The sequence below is a fragment of the Paenibacillus sp. GCM10012306 genome, from assembly GCF_042649265.1.
Lineage (GTDB): Bacteria > Bacillota > Bacilli > Paenibacillales > Paenibacillaceae > Paenibacillus_AQ.
Window position 1 is genome coordinate 56,900 of sequence record NZ_JBHRYW010000002.1, and the last position, 18,548, is coordinate 75,447.

Here is an 18,548-nt window from a genome sequence, read left to right on the forward strand (position 1 = left end):
CGATTAAAACTCTGGAACGCTGTGTATGAAACACTTGTGTGCGAGCTCTGGTGGCAGGGAACATTGATGTGTGTACCTTGGAGTGATGCGTAGACTCTGGTATGTGAAACTCTGCTATGTGTAACTCTGGTATGTGTAGACTCTGGTAGGTGAAACTCTGGTACGTGAAACTCTGCTATATAAAACTCATGTGTGCGAGCTCTGATGTGCGAATTCTGGTGTGTGATCTCGGGAGAGGAACTCTGGAGTGCGAACTCAAGTGCGTGGACTCAGTTGAGTAAATTCGGATGTGAGAAGCTCAGGTGTGTGAATTCGGGAATGAGAAGCTCAGGTGTACGAACTCAGATGTGTGAACCCTGATATGCAAACTCAAGGAACAATCTCAGTTGAGCGACTTTGGTTTATGGACCCGGATGTGTAAACCTGATAAGTTTCTCTGATGTGTACTCTAGTTTATGAACACTAGTGTGTGTGCTGTGGTGTATTCATTCTGCTGTATGAAATCTGGTATTCAAAACCTCCTGCTCAAAATTGTTGCAACACTGCCGTGTACCACACTATGAAGATTAATAACAGGAAAAGTTCCAGTTAAATTTGCCTCTTGATCACTTTTGGATAAATTAACAGGAAAAACTCCAGTTAATAGGCGACGTTGTTGGCTTTTTGCCAAATAGGAGGCTGAATAACAGGAGAAAATCCTGTTATTTAAAGCAAAAGGGAAGCAGCACCCAAAATAACGGGAGAAAATCCCGTTACTGGACCACAATGCAAATCACAAGCCGCCAGCTAGAGGCAACAAGCAATAAGCAACAAGCAATAAGCAATAAGCGATAAGCGATAAGCGATAAGCGTAATCATTTTACCAACCACGTAACCACGAGCGACCAGTCACCAACTGTGAGCTACCGGGAACGACGAGTCACAAGCACAAGCGTCATTATTCACCAACTGTGAACCACCAGGGATGGGCCAGCAGCATGATCGATGAGTCACAACCACCAACCACGTAACCACGAGCAACCAGTCACAACAACAACCCAATGCCAATCCTTACTAAAAATAGACAAAAAAAAGACCGCTTACATTATAAGCGGTTACAGTTCACAAAGAAATTTGGAACCGTGCAGTTTTGGATAGGAGTGGAGAGAAACCATACTGTACTTTTATTATATTGTATCCGTTTACATTCTGTCAACACTTTATTTGAATAATTTGCTTGCTGCGGGATATTATTGTTTTTTGGCGTTAAGGATTTCGAGCTAACAATTTATGTGAACTTTAATAAACTAATCTTCTATCTTTGTTATTTGCATTATGGGAGGTGAGAGTGCGACGTTTTTCCCAAAGCCAAGTCTATTAATGTAATCCTATGTAGATGTGTGGTACAATAGGAAAGTATTTTTGGAGATTGCTAGTTTCGTGATGTCGTCAATGTCCGGTAGCCGGGATTTTTTTACTGTGCTGCAACAGATACATGCCTTAATCTTTGGGTATGTGAATATACATAGAAGTGTTGTTCGTCAGGCAATTCATTTTTTTCAGTACCACCGCAACTTTTCAAGCCCTGCCCGGTAATAATATGTAGTGCTCGGGACGGGAAAGACGTGGAAGGCGAGGAGGCCGAAACTCACCATGACGGATTCCCAGTTGATCCAGCAAATCAAGCAAGGAAATACAGAATTATATTCGGAATTGATGCGGCGTTACCAGCGCAAGATTTTGGCGTTTGTGTACCATATGCTGAAGAATTCCCATATGGAGCTGATCGCGGAGGATCTATGCTCGGAGACCTTTTACAAGGCGTTCCGCAGTTTGCACTCCTTCCGGGAAGTAGATGCATCTTTTTCGACCTGGTTATATACGATCGCCCGTAATACGGTGCTCAGTGAACTTCGTAAGAACCGTGCAGGTAACGTATCCCTCGAGGAGAGTGGATATACGCCTGTAGCACCACTAGAGGTGGCCCCGGAGCAGGCTGCACTCCGCAAAGAACGGATGAACCTGGTGCGTGAAGCTATTAACAATCTTCCTGAGAAGCAGCGATCCGCGCTGATTCTGCGTGAATACGATCAGATGGACTATCAGGAAATTGCCGTAATTCTCGATCAGAGTGTCAGCTCCGTGAAATCATTATTGTTCCGTGCCAGGAGCAGTGTGAAGCTCCAACTCGAATCCTATTTCTATGAGCCTGTTTACGATGAGGAGCAGGTTGAGAGGATGTAAGGTCAATGGACTGCAGGGAAGCGCAAGAAAGTATCCCCTCTTTATGGGACGCTCCCCGCAACGACCCACAGCGCAAATTGCTTGAGAAGCATATCGAGAGTTGTCCTTACTGCGCGGCCGAATGGGCGTTGTGGCAGGAGAGTAGCCAGTTGATTTATGAGTTGCAAGAGGAAGTGAGCGACGAACGTGCAGAAGCAATAAATGCAAAGGTTATGGAGCGAATTTACCTGGAAAGTCCTTGGCTTATGCCGGGTGATGGCAAATCAGCAGGGAATTCCACAATTTTTCGCCACCGGATCAGCCTTTGGATTGCCTGTTTTTTGGCGGTGTTTATTTGCAGCTTCCTTTACTTTACGTTGTTCAAGACACCGAGTAATACCATGTCTGCGCAGAGTGGTATTGTGGAGACTGGCATTGCCGGCGTTTCTATGGATTGGCAGTCGACTTATCCTGGAATGACCTCCGAAGGTGGAATTATTGAGCCTTTTGTAGTAAGTATGGGACCTACACACCCGCAATATTGGATGCTGCTGTCCATGCTTGGTGTCGGGCTGTCAGTATTCTCGTTGACCCGTCTGAATCGCTACCGCAGACAATGAAGAGATCCCTTTACATCTGTAAAGAGGATCTTTTTGTTTTTATGCAACATACTCCATAATTCCTCCCTGCTCTTTGAAAAAGAAGACTTTTGCTTGTTTCCGTGGTACATTTAGAAGCAATACATTAAGGAAAGGGTGATACGGATGCTACTGGGCTTGGTACGGCACGGGCTGACAGATTGGAATGCGGCTGGTAAAATACAGGGACAGACTGATATTCCGCTGAATGATGAGGGGAAAATGCAGGCAGACATGCTCGGAGAACGACTGTTGCAGGAGCCTTATCACTGGGATTATTGTATCACTAGCAATTTGTCCCGAGCCTCAGAAACCGGAAGTATTGTTGCCGGGAAGCTCGGCATTCCACTGCTTGAAGGGGATGGACGAATCAGGGAGCGGGCTTACGGACTGGTAGAAGGACTGACTTCGGCGGAGCGTGAAGCGAAGTGGGGTAAGGATTGGAACACGCTTGATCTAGGACAGGAGACGGATGAGCAGTTACAGGCGCGTGCTCTTGATTTTATTAAAGATATTTCCGCTCGATATCCGGACAAGAACATTCTGGTCATCTCACACGGCGGATTCTTGGCCCAACTGTACATTGCTTTATATAAGGATAAATATGTGGAACGGATCGGTAACCTGTCACTGACTATTCTAGAGAAGAAGGGACAGGATTGGAACCCGCTGTTGTACAATTGTTCGCGTCATATCTTGCAAAACCAGCGTTAACCCGACCATTCGGGTTATTTTTTTTGCGTGAAAAGGAATAAAAAGGGCATTAAATCCCATAATGGTAGTAAAACGGTGAGGCGATAAAACATGAATCTGGCGGATATGCTCACTTACGCAGATATTGGTCAGCTAACCGCCATTGCGGGACGCTATCAATGCCAATGCAAGCAGAATTCTAAGCATGATTTGATCCAAAGTATCTTGGTTACGTTGGGAAGCCGGGATTTTCTGGAGTCTTATATCCAGGGGAGCAGTCCGCAAGAATTACGTTTCTTGAACACGCTGTTGTTCGATGGGCGCAGCCACTTCAGTCTAGAGGATTTGTTGGCGGCAGCGAGGCAAGCATCATTTGATGCTCCTTCAGAAAAGCAAGGGAATTACCGGGAACTGGTATCACGCTTCAAAAATGGGGGCTGGCTCTTTAACGGTGCTTCACAACAGACACGGTATTTATACCAGATGCCCGGGGACTTGAAGGTACGCTTCCGGGAAGCCATGGGCCAGCACATTCTGGAGAAGGTTGAGGGGAGTCCCGAGCCTGAAGGGTACCGGAGTGAAGGTGAAATGCTGGACAGTGACCTTCTGTTGTTCCTACGGTATATCGGGGAGAACGAGCCGGAGCTAAATCAGGAAGGAGCGCTTTACAAGCGTTACCAGCAGGGGGTGATGAACGCCCTTCATATCCCGGAGCCGTTGCTGAACAAGGGAGGATGGAGGTTCGGATACGGCAGGGCAGGCGAACATTATCCGCCTAGGTTGGCGCTGCTGTATGATTACGCCCGCCATCGTCACTGGATCTCTGAGGCAGGCTTCCAACTAAGATTGACCACGGCAGGAGTGGCGGTGCTGGAAGCGGGAAAATGTGAAAGCCTGATGCAGTTATTCTCCTTTTGGTTAAGACTGTATAAAGGTGCCATACCTAATCTGCCCTCACTTGTGTACTGGATCAGTATCAGTGCAGACCGGTGGGTCAGTGTTCCTTCACTGGTCAAGGGAGTAGGCTGGCTAGTCAAGCCGTTTTACTATGATGATGCCACTTCCATTATGGAAGGGCGGATTTTGCGGATGATGGTACATCTGGGAATGCTAAGGCTTGGTGAGACTTCGGAAGGGCCAGCTGTCATGATGACATCATGGGGAACCCGGGCTGCGGCGCCCAAGAAGCTTTTGTAGCAGAAGAGAAGAGCAGAAGGAACACAGCTGGGAGGTAGGCACAGACACATTCAGCGATGTAGAAGACATAATGTTGAACGGAGCTGGAATTGGTGAATATGCTTAAGTAGGAGCCGGCTTCAATGTAACCGAAAACAAAAGAAGGACCGAACACACGGAATCTCTTAAACAGCGGAGGTGTATCGAATGGACAAAATGAAGGCTACCTATGAAGTGATGCTTGGACTTGCAGCAGAAATGGTGTGGGACGAAGCGCTGCGAAAGCGGCGTACCGACATCTTGTACCGGGAGATTGACACGGCGCTGGCTGCGGGGGACGAGATTGCTTTCCGGAATCTGACCGCAGAGCTGAAAAACCTGGCTTAAGGATCTTATACATTTTCAGGACCCGCAAAGTACCTGAGAAAAAAATCAAGGCATCAGCCTCTCCCAGTGGGGCTGTTTTGGGATATCAGGACGTAAGGTGCTTAAATAGGCCGGATGTCCTGATATTTCTGTTGAGGTGGCTTTATAGAATCAAAGGTAGACGATCATCTCACATGTTCACTATAATAGGTCCTGTATAATTCCGATTTGGTTCTATCATAACGACAAAGGAGAGGAACAGGATGAAATTTAGTGATTTTAACCCCGCAGACTGGAAAGAAAATGGGGAATTCTATGATACTTGTCTGATTCCTTTCACCGGTTTACAGGGTACAGAGAGCCCTGTTGAGACAGCTGCGGCGCTTGAAAGACTGCGTGATTTTATGGACATTGTTGAGATTCCATTTCGTGGCCGAATTGTGACGTATCCCGCTTTGCAGTACATGGGTGCTGGTTATAAGGGTTTAATTAATGAGCTTTGTCATAAAGTCAAATCCAGTGGCTTCCAGTATGCGATTGTGCTGACTGTGGATGTGAACCTGTCTGGTCATGAAATTATTGAAAGCGATTTAGTTCTTGCCCTGCCTAATATTGAGGTGCCTCAAGGAGGACATCTGAATAGCGTTGTGAGGGACAAAATCCAGGCAATGTGGCAGAAATAAAAGAGGTTTAAATGTGACGAAAAATCAACAATTTATAGATTTATGCCCTATTCGGCTTGTCACAAAATAGACAATATTCTTGACGGGTTTTGGAGCCTGGGCTATGATTAGGTTGAACTTATGTGACATGTGATCTTATTCCTTGAAAACGAATTTAGCAATAAAGAAGCAAAATAACTGAAGCGCTTTTATTTCCAAAATAGGCATCCATATTCGGTCCGGCCTCATAATCTTACGGCGATATACATTTTCATATATATTGAAAAAGGGGGTTATATTGCAATATGAGTAGCTATAATGAGCAACAGGAGACCTGGCCCGACCCACCACCCAGCCGTAAAGAGATGTCACGCAGGCAGTTTTTAACGTACACGCTCGGCGGTGCCACTGCTTTTATGGGAGTGGGTGCGATTCTTCCTATGATCCGTTTTGCGGCGGACCCGATACTACATAAGAAAGGCGCAGGGGAGTTCATCAAGGTTGTGGAAACCGCGAAAATCACGGATGAGCCGCAGGAATTTACATTTGAGCTTCAGCAGCAAGACGGATGGTATGCCAGTACAGCTACGCTTACGGCCTGGATCCGTAAGAATGAGCACGGAGAAATTTATGCGCTTTCACCAATTTGTAAACATTTGGGATGTACGATTGGCTGGAATAATGACAAGTCCCACCCGGATGAGTACCATTGCCCTTGCCACGGTGCGCGTTATACCAAGCTAGGCAAGAATCTGGCGGTGGCACCGAAACCTCTGGATCAATACAAGACGAAAATTGATAACGGCTGGGTATACCTCGGAGACATTGTACCGAATACCGTAGCTAACAAGGAGGCGTAGATTCCGATGTTTAAAAATGTCTATAACTGGATTGATGAACGTTTGGATATTACGCCGATCTGGAGAGATGTGGCTGACCACGAAGTTCCCGAACATGTCAATCCGGCGCATCACTTCTCGGCGTTCGTATACTGTTTTGGCGGACTTACGTTCTTCATTACAGTGATCCAAATCCTCTCTGGAATGTTCCTCACAATGTACTATGTTCCTGATATCATTAACGCTTATGCCAGTGTTGAATATTTGCAGACAAAGGTAGCATTCGGACAAATTGTACGCGGGATGCACCACTGGGGCGCAAGTCTCGTTATCGTTATGATGTTCCTTCATACCATGCGTGTGTTCTTCACCGGTTCTTATAAAGCGCCGCGCGAAATGAACTGGATCGTGGGCATGCTGATCTTCTTCGTTATGCTGGGTCTGGGTTTGACTGGCTATTTGCTGCCATGGGACAACAAGGCGTATTTCGCCACCAAGGTTACGCTGGAGATTGCCAATTCGGTTCCCGTCATGGGACCTGTGCTTAAGGAATTGATGCAGGGAGGTACGATTGTCGGCGCAGAAACGCTGACCCGCTTCTTTGCACTTCATGTATTCTTCCTTCCGGCGGTATTGCTTATTCTGCTTGTAGGACACTTTATCATGATCCGCAGACAGGGTATCTCCGGTCCGCTATAAGACAAGTACTGGATCGTGGCTTAACGGTGCTGGTGATGCGGAGCAACACTTATAAGGAGGAGTACAGATGGCACATGGAGATAACTCCAAAGAAAAGGTCGTGTATGTCGGTGATTCCCGTGTACGCAGGGGTAGCGGATTCATAACGCCGCCTGACTATACTGCTTATCCCGGTAAATCGGAAGCTTTTATCCCTAACTTTCTATTAAAAGAGTGGATGGTCGGCGTGGTGGTACTAGTCGGTATTCTGGTGCTTACCATTTCCGAGCCAGCGCCGCTGGGCTTTCCTGCAAATGCAAGCGCGACAGTCATTCCCATCCCTGACTGGTACTTCCTTTTCCTTTATCAATATTTGAAGTTGCCCTATGCTTCCGGAGATTACATTGTTCTCGGTACCCTGGGTGTGACCGGTGTAGCATTCGGCTCGTTGCTTCTGGCTCCATTCCTGGATACAGGCCGAGAGCGGCGTTTCTACCGTCGTCCGATTGCCTCCTCGCTAATGTTTCTGTCTCTTGCGGCTATAGTGTATCTAACGAACACTGCCTGGACGGAATACAAGCATGAGATGGCTGAGACGGGCCAGATTCCGGAGGATGTTCAACGTGAGGAAAAAGCGGCGGAGAACCGAGCCAAGGGCTTGCCTACCTCCAGTGCTGTTAAGGCCAAGGAGATTGCGATTGTGGACAAGGATGACCCGGCCATGGCGCTCTTTAAGCAGGCAACCTGTATATCTTGCCATGCTACTGATTTGAAGGGCGGAGCGGGTCCTTCACTCCGCGGAGTGGGGGACACCCATGACAAGGAAGCGATTCTTAAAATCATTAAGAATGGCCAGGGTGGTATGCCGCCAATGCTGGAGGCTGCAACAAATGCAGGTCTATCAGAAAAGGATGTTGACGATCTGGCCGGATGGCTTGCGAAACAAAAAAGTCAACAGTAAAATAGAGTTAACGCAAACCTGATCGTGCATGCGGTCAGGTTTTTTGTATAAATATAAGGATTCATATATTCTAAGTTATAAAACATCCTTATATTTTTCGTTGAAACGGGTACCGTTCATTAGAGGATGGCAAAGCCGTTTCTGCTTGGTCTAGCATAAAGTGCTGTCGGGAGGTTAATAGTCAGAATGTCGCAACATTGGGTTGAGAAATTGTTTAAACACCGGGGAATAATTTGGCTCTTATTTATTGTGAACCTACTCGGTACGATTTATGGGTATATGTGGTACGGCAACCAGCTGGCATACACGGTGGACCACTATCCACTTTGGCTGCTCCCAATGGTGCCTGATAGCCCAACGGCTAGCCTATTCTTTACCATAGCCCTCCTGCTGTTGTTGTATCCGCCGAAAAGTCTAAACGGGAATATTGTGCGTGGAATTGTTGAAGCGCTTGCGGTGGTTACTTCGGTGAAATATGGGATCTGGGCGGTTAGCATTATTTTTGCTGGAGGATATCTTGGGGATTCTCTAACCTGGAAGGATTGGATGTTAGTCATTTCTCATACAGGAATGGCTGTAGAGGCCTTGCTATATGCGAGATTCTTCTCGTATCGAAAAATGCTGCCCTTGGCCTTGATCTATACATTGTTCAACGATACGGTGGATTATTCCTATGGCGTATTCCCATGGTTGCCATCGGTGCTTACAGATCATGTACAGCAGGTGATGTATTTTACCTTTGCGCTCACGATCTTTAGCACAGCTGCCGCCTGGTTGTTTCATGGTAGACGAAACCGTCTCTGACGGTGCTTGGCCAAAGGCGGTGATCAAACCTCTTGCTGAGGTGTCATTTGCCAGTGTTCTATCCCTTGTCCTGCTACCATACATTTAGGGTAGGAGGGATGTCTCATGCCGCGCAGAAGGTATTGTATGTTGATTGGTCTGATATTCTGCTGGCTCGTGGCCGGGCTGTATGGAGGAACTGGAGCTGCAGCCCTAGGGACCGGAGTGGATGATTCGGGCAGAGGTACAGTGCAGAGCGTTCCGGGGGTGCCTGATGACGGCTCAGCTGTACTTGGGGCAAGGAGTGATGCACAGCAGCTGGAGCAAACGGCTGAAGCACTGTACGGGTATGTAGTGGATGGTAATGTTGCGAAGGTCCGGCAGCTAACCGAGGAAGTCTCGCGGATTTTCGTGTCCTCTTCATTTGAGGGGTTGACCTCGGTGGAAGGCATCAACGCACTGTCGGCTGTAATTATAGACCTGAAGTCTGCCATTGCCGGGGTAAAAATATCCCCTGAACGCTGGGAGTCTGCTGCCGCGCGACTGAGGCTGGCGGCTAACAGCCTGAACCATCCTCGCCAGCCGATGTGGCTTCATTACTATAAGCTGCTACGCGAAGATCTGAATGCTATGGAGCAGAGTGCTTCCGCTAGTGATTTGACGGCCTGGAAAACGTCTCTGGAGCGGTTACAGAGCAGGTATGATAATATCCGTCCGGCGGTGCTGATCTCGCGTCAGCCAGAGGTCGTGAATGCCTTCGATTCCTGGCTGTCTTACGCAGCCGGCGTGCCGTCCCAGAGCCAAAAGCCGGAACGTGCCCGGCTAATGGAGATTATCTCATACGGCCAAGATGCGGTCCGGGTAATGTTCGGCAAGGAAAAGGATGAACCTGCCCTGTCGCTCCCGCTCGCGCCAGAGGAATACGGGGCGTGGGGACTGCTAGCAGCCGGATTTATTCTAGCCGCCCTGGTCTATGTCGGCTATCGCAAATACCGTGGACAGAGCGAGGATTGGAGACCGGTATAGGGAGGTGCTTCTGGGGGTTGGGAGTGGAGATAGGGCGGTGCTTCTGGAGATTAGGGAGTCGATATAAGACGACGGTGCTTCTGGAGATTAGGGAGTCGTTATAAGATGGCGCCAGAGGAGGCTCCGCAGGTCTTTGGCAAGGTTCAGTGATGGAGTCAAACGAGTAGGATGTAGAGGATCGGCGGGTATGTTCGCCGGTCTTTTTTTACGTAAATGCACGATTTCAGCATTTTTTATACTGGGTTGTGAGCTAAGGCTCATGAAAGTTTTTTGTGCGGATGACTACAGTGAGAAAGGGCATCTTATGGTGGGGTCGTTCCTGGGCGGGGCTGAGGAGATAATGAGAGAACAACGTGCACTCCTGTCTGGACTTAGCTACGGGGGACACTGAGGGAACTAAGCGCAATTTTGTACCTTAATTTGTTGGAAATATAGTTTTAGAGGGATTTAGTGGCAAAAATGTATCTTAAATGTTGCTGAAAAGCCTTATTTAGCGAATCTCGAAGAAATTAAGGTGCAGAAATGCACTTAATCATTGAAATGATATGCTGGAGAGAAAATTAAGGTGCAATATTGCACTTATTTCCAATTTCAGATGCCTTCGACACCGTGGAATGGCTGGATTATGGACCGGAAAAAGTGTGATAGAGACTCGCTGGAGAGTATGCGCTAGAAGTTAGAAGTCTAGAATTTAAGAGTAAAGGGTGAAGAGTCAGCGGTTAGGGGGTAGAGGTTAGAGGTTTAGGAGTTAGAGGTTCAGGGGTTAGAGGTTTAGGAGTTAGAGGTTAGAGTTAGAGGTTAGAGTTAGAGGTTAGAGTTAGAGGTTAGAGGTTAGGTATTAGAAGTCAGTCCTTAAATGGTTAATAAAAGATTGCTGAAGTGTGATTTTGTATTTATTCACAAACGTCGGTGTTGATGGTGGGGCTGTGGTGCGGATCTAGTGTAGATATCTCTCATAACTTTTCAACTTAAAAAGCCGCCGGTCTGATTGCTTCTCGCAACCGAACAGCGACCTTTTGCATGTTTTTATCAGATGACTGCCATTAGTACAGTCCTCTTTATGTAACAGAACAATGCTAACAATCAATATCAACAACTTCAATTAACATCAGTCTACACCTATTAACGCCAATCAATATTAAGTAACGTTAAACTATATCAGTAACATCAATTAACATCAGTCTACACCTATTAACGCCAATCAATATTAAGTAGCGTTAAACTATATCAGTAACATCAATTAACATCAGTCTACACCTATTAACGCCAATCAATATTAAGTAACGTCAAACTATATCAGTAACATAAATCAATAGTAATCAATATAATCAACATTAATCAATATTAATCAATATTAATCAATATTAATTAACATCAATTCCTGGCAGATGATTAAGTTTATCAGCTTTCTAAGTCTCTCGGAATCCTTCACCTTGCACATCATGGACATCGTTGATAATGACGAAGGCGCGCGGATCAACGGATTTGACCAATTGACTGAGTCTGCGGATTTCCTGGCGGGATACTACGCAATAGACCATGTATTTGGCCTGTTTGGAATAAGCGCCGATGGCGGGAATCAAGGTCACGCCTCGCTCCAGCTCCTCACTAATGAGATCGGCGATCTTTGGGGCTTCGTCGCTGATGATCGTGAAGGCTTTGGCCGCATATGCGCCTTCCTGAATGAAATCAATGACCCGGGAGGCAATGAATACGGCCACGAGGGTGTACAGAATCTTTTCCCGTGAAATGTATAGAAGAGAAGCACCAATAATGATGACATCTGTGGTAAGGATAACCTGTCCCATGCTCCAGCCAAATTTGCGCCCGATGATTCGTGCTACGATATCGACACCGCCAGTGGTGCCTCCAAAGCGAAATACGATACCCAGGCCAAGACCGAGGGTCACCCCTGCATATAATGAAGCGAGAATAAAATCATGCTCAGTGCTGAACGGGTTGATCCAGCCCAGATCGATCAATTTCTCGAACAACCATAGAAATAAAATCAGAGAACCAATACCGACCCCGGTATAAGCGATCTGGCGCCCGCCGAGCACCTTCCAGCCCATTAGAAAGAGCGGCAGATTAATCAGCAGTGTGGTGAGGAAGATAGGGATGCTAAAGGCATAGTTAAGCAGGATGGTAATCCCTGCAACACCGCCCTCCATCAGTTGGTTCGGAATGATAAAATACAGCAGCCCGAAGGCATAGATAGCACTTCCCAGCATGATTGGCGCTACTGTTTTTGTAATCGCAAACAATTTGGATGAATTCATATAATCCCTCGTTAGCCCGCTATAGGGCATTTTTCTGGTCTTTCACTTGTCTTTAATAAGTATGCCTTTTTTATCGGTTCCTTAAAAATCATTAAAAAAGATTTGTCTTCAAAACGTCTTTACGATAACATAGGGGCAAACAATAGGCAAGATGCAACAGGGGGCGAAGGAACATTTTATGGAAAAAAGTCTTAATGAGATTCAGCGTGAAGTAGATGCATATATCTCGCAATTTAAGGAAGGTTACTTCAGCCCGCTGGCGATGCTGGCTCGTATGTCCGAGGAAGTCGGCGAACTGGCCCGCGAGGTGAACCACCAATTCGGCGAGAAGCCGAAGAAGGCAGATGAGGCAGATAATTCTATCGAGCTAGAGCTCGGGGACATTTTGTTTATCACCATTTGTTTTGCCAATTCACTCGGCATTGATCTCACGGAGGCACATGACAAAGTCATGCATAAGTTCAATACGCGTGATGCCGACCGTTGGACCAAGAAAAACACCGATTAGGCGAATGTTTCATATGCTGTACCAAACGATCGGCACTTGAAGCCGTGAGGATGGTGCATACATGAGTAATACTGATTATATCAAAGATGCTTACCGTGCCATTTTGCGTAGCGATTTTGCGGAGGCCGTATCCTGCTTCGAGAAGGCGATTGCCGCCAGTCCTTGCGATGCGGAGGTTCGATACCGCTGTTCCATTACTTATGCGCGCAGCGGAAGATTGGATAAAGCGGTCGAGCATGCCCTTGCCGCAGTGAAGCTGGACAGCAGCAAGCCGGAATATAATCTCCACCTGCAGCATTTGCAGGCGATGAGGCTTGTTAACGAAGCCAAACGATTGCTGGAAGATGAAGAGGCAGGTACTCTCAACCCGTATCACCCCATTACATTATTAAAAGAAGCAGTCACACTGGATCCACTATATGGTGACGCTTATGTATGGCTGGCCATTGCGCATAGCCGGATGAATGAGCATGTACAGGCGATCTCCGCCTTGAAAGAAGTTATTTCCTTGCATCCGGATGATGCCGGACTACGGCAATTGATGAAGGACCTACAGAAATCATTGCAGACTTATATGCAATAACTACAGAACCAGCGAAAGCGAGGATGAATTTGATATGAGCAGTAAGAAAATCAGAGTAATTGTAGCAGGTGCAGGCGGTAGAATGGGTAAGGAAGTATTGAAGCTGGTTCTTCAGGATGAAGAACTGGAATTGGCCGCAGCAGTAGACCGGTCCTCAGCTGAAAGCGATGCAGGCCGTCTGGTTGGCTTGCAGGATACTGGCATCGTAGTGGTGAGTGACCTGGAGTCTGCGCTTGCCAGTAGCAACGCAGATGTGCTTGTAGACTTTACGAATCCCAAAGCAGCTTATCCGCATACTGCGCTGGCTGTTAAATACGGGGTTCGTCCTGTGATCGGTACAACCGGTTTTACTCCGGAACAAATCGCCGAGCTGGACAAGCAGTGTAAGGAGCAAGGGATCGGCGGTTTGATCGCGCCGAACTTCTCTATCGGAGCCATTCTGCTCATGAAATTTGCGGCTCAGGCCTCCAAGTACTTCCCTAATCTCGAGATTATCGAGTACCATGGAGACCAGAAGCTGGATGCGCCATCGGGTACTGCCATCAAAACAGCCGAGATGATTTCTGAAGTGAGACAAGAGCATCGTCAGGGTAATCCACTGGAAGAAGAGACCATTGAAGGCTCACGCGGCGGCTACTATAACGGATTCCGTATTCACAGCGTTCGTCTGCCGGGCATTTTCGCCCAGGAAGAAGTGATCTTCGGCGATTTCGGGCAATCCTTGAAAATCCGTCATGATTCCTATGAACGTGCGGGTTATATGCCGGGGGTCAAAATCGGTATCCAGAAGGTAATGGAATATACAGGCATGATCTACGGATTTGAGCATTTTATAGATTAGACGGGAGAGAGTACACCATGATGAGAATCGCATTTATTGCGCATGATCGCAAAAAGGATGAGATGGTTAACTTTGTGACGGCGTATGAGCATGTTTTTAAAGGGCATGAATTGTTTTCTACGGGAACTACCGGACAGCGGATTATGGATGTCACAGAGCTAGTCATTCACCGCTACATGAGTGGCCCTCTCGGAGGAGACCAGCAAATAGGGGCCATGGTGGCCCAGGATGAACTGGATCTCATTATTTTCTTGCGCGACCCACTGATGGCGCAGCCGCATGAACCGGATATTACGGCGCTGCTCCGTCTTTGTGATGTATACGGCATACCAGTGGCTACGAATATCGCTACCGCAGAAATTCTGGTCAAAGCGATTGACCGGGGGGATTTTGCCTGGCGTGAGCTGGTACATAAATATAAACCGGGTGTAGACGAATGAAACTGGATATACTCGTATTCGGTGCTCATGCAGACGATGCTGAAATCGGTATGGGGGGAACGATTGCCAAGCATACAGCAGCTGGCCTGAAGGTAGGGCTGTGCGATCTGACTGCAGCGGAAATGTCCTCCAACGGTACAGTTGAGCTTCGCAAGATCGAAGCGCAGCAAGCGGCCGATGTGCTTGGTGTTACCGTCCGGAGCAATCTGGGGCTGCCCGACAGAGGTCTTCATATTACAGAAGAACATCTGGCAGCGGTAACCGCTGAGATTCGCAAGTACGCTCCTGATATTGTGTTCGCGCCGTACTGGGAAGACCGCCATCCCGATCATATTGCCTGCTCCAAGCTTGTAGAAGAAGCGGTTTTCAACGCCAAGCTACGCAAATATATGCCGGACAAGCCGGCAGTCGCTGCGCCGCAGCTGTATTTTTATTTCATCAATGATCTGGGCCGGACGGATTTGATCGTTGATGTAACAGAACAATACGGAGTGAAGGAGCAGGCGTTATCCTGCTACCGCTCCCAGTTCACCAAGCCAGAAGGAGAGGATGCCGTATCCACTCCCCTGACGGAAGGTTATATCGAACGTGTCCGGTCGAGAGACATGCTGCTTGGGCAGCGCAGACTCATTCCTTATGCGGAAGGGTTTGCGACAAAAGTCCCTTATACGGTGGAAATGTTCACGGCCGGGAATGGTTCGCCGCAGTCATCGTGACGAGGCGCGACAGGGAACTTCAAGGGGAATTGCCGCCATCTTATAATGAAAGTGATTTATATTGGCGGCAATACCAGAAGTTCTTTCCTGAAGAGATTCAGCTTAGAGCAGGGGATCTCCCGTCGGAGGAATGGTGGGAATGGGACAAGGGAAGTATTCATATAGATCGTATGCCGGTGACAAGCTCCAAACTGAAGATCATTTCAGTTCATGGGGCAGGCGGTAATGGCAGGATGCTTGCGCCTTATGCCAAAATGCTGCAGAACAGCGGCTACGAAGTTGTGTCACCAGACCTGCCGCCTTACGGACTAAGCCGTGCGTATTCTTTTCAATCCATTGACTACCAGCTCTGGATCCAGCTGATTTCGGATTTGATTGACCGGGAGCTGAAGCGGGATGGACGACCGGTTGTTCTTCTCGGCAGCAGCATTGGTGGTATGCTTGCCTATCATGCGGCTGAACACAACAAGAATGTTAAAGGTTTGATGGCAACTACATTTGTCGACACTAGCCGGAGTGAGGTTCGTGATCAATTGGCTCCCAATAAGTTGATCAGCCGGTTCGGCAAATCTATGATGGATGCATTTCCAATGGTATTGGATTCCTTGAAAATATCTGTGAACCATGTTTCGCGCATGCATTTCATTTCTAATAATAACGAGTTAAACCAACTGATTATGAATGATTCAGGGGCGGCAGGCACCAAGATCCCATTACGCCTGCTGCGAACCTTTCTGGATATGAAGCTGTCAGTCAAGCCTGAGCATTTTGAGGTCTGTCCGGTCCTCTTGGTTCATCCACAGGAGGATCGAATGACCCCCGTTTCACTTAGCGAACCTTTTTTTAATAAGCTTGGAGTTAGTAAAAGATGTGTGATGTTGGAGGGAGCCGGACATTTCCCGCTCGAATCTCCAGGTATGGAGCAAATGAAAGAAGCGGTGCTTGCTTTCTTGCAAGCGTTAGAGAACGAGTAACAATTATATATAAAGAAGTTACCAAACATTAGACAAGAAGGGGACGGCAAGATGGATCGGTTGTTAAAGATAGGTATTACTTGTTATCCGTCTCTGGGCGGCTCGGGCGTAGTGGCAACTGAACTGGGCAAGCTGCTGGCTGAAAAAGGCCATGAGGTCCACTTTATCACTCACAGTATCCCGTTCCGGCTCGGAACGTTTCAGAAGAATATATTTTACCATGAGGTAGAGGTAAACGATTATTATGTGTTCCGTTATCCGCCTTATGATCTGGCGCTCGCCAATAAGATGGCTCAGGTTGCCAAAATGCAAAATCTGGATATTCTGCATGTCCATTACGCAGTTCCACATGCTGTCTGTGCATTTCTCGCCAAGCAGATGCTGAATAATGATATGAAGGTCGTAACGACACTGCATGGTACGGACATTACGGTGCTAGGTCAGGATGAGTCGCTGAAGGATTTGATCAGGCTCGGCATTAACGAAAGTGATGCAGTCACAGCTGTGTCGCAGGACTTGATCAAAGAAACACGCCGGGTTCTTGATATCACACGTGATATTGATCTTACTTACAACTTTGTAGACAAGCGTGTCTACTATCCGCGAGATGTAACGGATTTGCGCGGGGATTTTGCCAAACCTGATGAGAAAATTCTCATGCACATCTCTAACTTCCGTCCAGTCAAACGTGTCGGAGATGTAGTGGATGTTTTCGCTCGGGTTAGCCAGAAAATTCCTGCCAAGCTCCTGCTGGTCGGCGAAGGGCCGGATCTGCCGAAGATTCAGGCTAAAATCAGCGAGATGGGGCTTGACGACAAGGTGCGTTTCCTCGGAAAACAGGATGAGATTGCCCAAGTCATCTCTTTGGCGGATCTATTGCTGCTCCCTTCCGAGAAGGAGAGCTTTGGTCTTGTCGCGCTAGAGGCGATGGCTTGTGGCGTTCCGACCATTGGTTCCGAGGCTGGAGGCATACCGGAATTGATTCAGCATGGCAAAACAGGCTTTTTAGCCCCGATTGGCGATACGAAGACTATGGCAGAATATGCTATCAAGCTGTTGTCCAATGAAGTCATGATTGAGGAATTCAGGGAAGCCTGTCTGCACCGCGCGTGCGAAGATTTCTGCAATAATACGATCACGGATCAATATGAATCCATTTATTACCGGGTGCTAGACCGCAAGGTGCCGGAACTGGGTTGTGGTTCGGGAATTAGGAGCTTCTAATGGAATGGAAGATGGCGCCTGCCGACATGGCGGAAGCTGCGGGAAATGTGATAGACAAGCTGATGGAGAATGGCCATGAAGCATTTTGGGTCGGAGGCTGTGTCCGTGATGAGCTGATGGGCCGTCCGGTCCATGATATGGATATCACCACCTCGGCACTCCCGCAGGAAGTGGTGGCGCTATTTCCGCGGACAGTCCCTACAGGGCTTCAGCATGGAACTGTAACTGTTCTTGAAGGCGGCTATGCTTATGAGGTGACGACCTACCGGACGGAAAGCGGCTATGCCGATCATCGCCGCCCGGAACAGGTCGTTTTTGTCCGGGATGTAAAGGAAGACTTGCGGCGCCGTGACTTTACGATGAATGCTATCTGCTGCGGAGCAGATGGCGCATTGACGGATCCTTTTGGCGGTGCAGAGGATGTCGGACGCCGGACCGTAAGATGTGTAGGGGACGCGGAGGAGCGCTTCGCAGAGGATGCGCTGCGGATGCTGCGCTGTGTGCGTTTCGCGTCCGTGCTGGATTTCTCCGTCGCCAAGAATACATGGCGCGGGCTGCTGCGCCAGCGGGATAAGCTGACGCATATTGCTGTGGAGCGGCTCCGCGCAGAGCTGGAGCGCATCGTAGAGGGGCCGCATCCCCTGCGCGGCCTGGGCATGCTGGCACGCAGCGGGCTATTGCCGCGCGGCAAGGCCCCGTTCCCCTGGACCGATGCCGAGCTGGCGGCTGCTGCCGCCTTGACGGCCGGGATCGGGGTACTGGAGGGCGCCCATCTGCGGTGGGCGCTGCTCCTGCATGCCCTGGGCGTATCGGCCAAAGAGGCCGACACGCTGCTGCGGGCATGGACGTTCCCGGGGGCGACGCGTACCGCCGTCGCCGGGGTGCTGCGGGTCCGCGAAGCTTGGACCGCTGCCCTTGCGGCAGCGCCCGCGGGAGCCCCGGGCGCTGAGGAGGCCCTG

The 18,548-nt window shown here is 48.4% G+C and carries 19 protein-coding genes and 1 pseudogene; 19 read left to right on the top strand and 1 reads right to left on the bottom strand.

Going from position 1 to position 18,548, the window contains the following annotated elements:
* Positions 1 to 1,632 precede the first annotated feature (1,632 nt).
* The 11 genes from ACFORK_RS04000 to ACFORK_RS04050 all read left to right on the top strand — a co-directional run bounded on the left by ACFORK_RS04000 (position 1,633) and on the right by ACFORK_RS04050 (position 10,024).
* Positions 1,633 to 2,223: an RNA polymerase sigma factor gene (locus ACFORK_RS04000; RefSeq protein WP_379195916.1), complete on the top strand. Its 591-nt coding sequence runs from the start codon at positions 1,633 to 1,635 to the stop codon at positions 2,221 to 2,223.
* Positions 2,224 to 2,228: 5 nt separating this feature from the next.
* Positions 2,229 to 2,822, top strand: coding sequence for an anti-sigma factor family protein (locus ACFORK_RS04005; RefSeq protein WP_379195918.1), 594 nt, complete (start codon positions 2,229 to 2,231; stop codon positions 2,820 to 2,822).
* A 144-nt stretch (positions 2,823 to 2,966) separates the two neighbouring features.
* Positions 2,967 to 3,554 carry a histidine phosphatase family protein gene (locus tag ACFORK_RS04010; RefSeq protein ID WP_379195921.1) on the top strand — a complete coding sequence of 196 codons (588 nt, stop codon included), beginning with the start codon at positions 2,967 to 2,969 and terminating at the stop codon, positions 3,552 to 3,554.
* A 90-nt stretch (positions 3,555 to 3,644) separates the two neighbouring features.
* Positions 3,645 to 4,730 carry a hypothetical protein gene (locus ACFORK_RS04015; protein WP_379195923.1) on the top strand — a complete coding sequence of 362 codons (1,086 nt, stop codon included), beginning with the start codon at positions 3,645 to 3,647 and terminating at the stop codon, positions 4,728 to 4,730.
* Between the two features lie 186 nt (positions 4,731 to 4,916).
* A complete protein-coding gene (locus ACFORK_RS04020; RefSeq protein ID WP_379195925.1) occupies positions 4,917 to 5,096 on the top strand; it encodes an IDEAL domain-containing protein in 180 nt (59 codons plus the stop codon).
* 242 nt (positions 5,097 to 5,338) lie between these two features.
* Positions 5,339 to 5,758 carry a DUF2487 family protein gene (locus ACFORK_RS04025; protein ID WP_379195927.1) on the top strand — a complete coding sequence of 140 codons (420 nt, stop codon included), beginning with the start codon at positions 5,339 to 5,341 and terminating at the stop codon, positions 5,756 to 5,758.
* A 284-nt stretch (positions 5,759 to 6,042) separates the two neighbouring features.
* Positions 6,043 to 6,597, top strand: a complete 555-nt coding sequence (locus ACFORK_RS04030) for a Rieske (2Fe-2S) protein (protein ID WP_379195929.1) — start codon at positions 6,043 to 6,045, stop codon at positions 6,595 to 6,597.
* A 6-nt stretch (positions 6,598 to 6,603) separates the two neighbouring features.
* On the top strand, positions 6,604 to 7,275 hold the full coding sequence (qcrB, locus tag ACFORK_RS04035; RefSeq protein WP_038594453.1) for a menaquinol-cytochrome c reductase cytochrome b subunit: 672 nt from the start codon (positions 6,604 to 6,606) through the stop codon (positions 7,273 to 7,275).
* Positions 7,276 to 7,342: 67 nt separating this feature from the next.
* A complete protein-coding gene (locus ACFORK_RS04040; RefSeq protein WP_379195931.1) occupies positions 7,343 to 8,215 on the top strand; it encodes a menaquinol-cytochrome c reductase cytochrome b/c subunit in 873 nt (290 codons plus the stop codon).
* Positions 8,216 to 8,401: 186 nt separating this feature from the next.
* A complete protein-coding gene (locus ACFORK_RS04045) occupies positions 8,402 to 9,019 on the top strand; it encodes a DUF1405 domain-containing protein (protein ID WP_379195933.1) in 618 nt (205 codons plus the stop codon).
* 105 nt (positions 9,020 to 9,124) lie between these two features.
* A complete protein-coding gene (locus tag ACFORK_RS04050) occupies positions 9,125 to 10,024 on the top strand; it encodes a sporulation protein YpjB (protein WP_379195935.1) in 900 nt (299 codons plus the stop codon).
* Between the two features lie 1,409 nt (positions 10,025 to 11,433).
* Here the strand turns inward: ACFORK_RS04050 and ACFORK_RS04055 are convergent.
* Positions 11,434 to 12,303, bottom strand: coding sequence for a YitT family protein (locus tag ACFORK_RS04055; RefSeq protein ID WP_379195937.1), 870 nt, complete (start codon positions 12,301 to 12,303; stop codon positions 11,434 to 11,436).
* Between the two features lie 178 nt (positions 12,304 to 12,481).
* Between ACFORK_RS04055 and ACFORK_RS04060 the strand changes: the two genes are divergently transcribed.
* The 8 genes and pseudogenes from ACFORK_RS04060 to ACFORK_RS04095 form a co-directional block, all read left to right on the top strand.
* Positions 12,482 to 12,811, top strand: coding sequence for a nucleotide pyrophosphohydrolase (locus ACFORK_RS04060; protein ID WP_066363194.1), 330 nt, complete (start codon positions 12,482 to 12,484; stop codon positions 12,809 to 12,811).
* Between the two features lie 61 nt (positions 12,812 to 12,872).
* Positions 12,873 to 13,394, top strand: coding sequence for a tetratricopeptide repeat protein (locus tag ACFORK_RS04065; protein WP_379195939.1), 522 nt, complete (start codon positions 12,873 to 12,875; stop codon positions 13,392 to 13,394).
* A gap of 34 nt (positions 13,395 to 13,428) precedes the next feature.
* Positions 13,429 to 14,235, top strand: a complete 807-nt coding sequence (dapB, locus tag ACFORK_RS04070) for a 4-hydroxy-tetrahydrodipicolinate reductase (protein ID WP_379195941.1) — start codon at positions 13,429 to 13,431, stop codon at positions 14,233 to 14,235.
* 17 nt (positions 14,236 to 14,252) lie between these two features.
* Positions 14,253 to 14,675, top strand: a complete 423-nt coding sequence (gene mgsA / locus ACFORK_RS04075; RefSeq protein WP_379195943.1) for a methylglyoxal synthase — start codon at positions 14,253 to 14,255, stop codon at positions 14,673 to 14,675.
* Positions 14,672 to 15,391 carry a bacillithiol biosynthesis deacetylase BshB1 gene (gene bshB1 / locus ACFORK_RS04080; RefSeq protein WP_379195945.1) on the top strand — a complete coding sequence of 240 codons (720 nt, stop codon included), beginning with the start codon at positions 14,672 to 14,674 and terminating at the stop codon, positions 15,389 to 15,391. The genes mgsA and bshB1 overlap by 4 nt, the downstream gene beginning before the upstream one ends.
* Complete coding sequence (locus ACFORK_RS04085) at positions 15,388 to 16,365, top strand: alpha/beta hydrolase (protein WP_379195947.1); 978 nt, start codon at positions 15,388 to 15,390, stop codon at positions 16,363 to 16,365. Before bshB1 ends, ACFORK_RS04085 begins: the two co-directional genes overlap by 4 nt.
* A gap of 51 nt (positions 16,366 to 16,416) precedes the next feature.
* On the top strand, positions 16,417 to 17,589 hold the full coding sequence (gene bshA / locus ACFORK_RS04090) for an N-acetyl-alpha-D-glucosaminyl L-malate synthase BshA (RefSeq protein WP_379195949.1): 1,173 nt from the start codon (positions 16,417 to 16,419) through the stop codon (positions 17,587 to 17,589).
* Positions 17,590 to 17,651: 62 nt separating this feature from the next.
* Positions 17,652 to 18,422: pseudogene (locus tag ACFORK_RS04095) on the top strand (CCA tRNA nucleotidyltransferase); the annotation flags it as partial.
* Between the last annotated feature and the right edge of the window lie 126 nt (positions 18,423 to 18,548).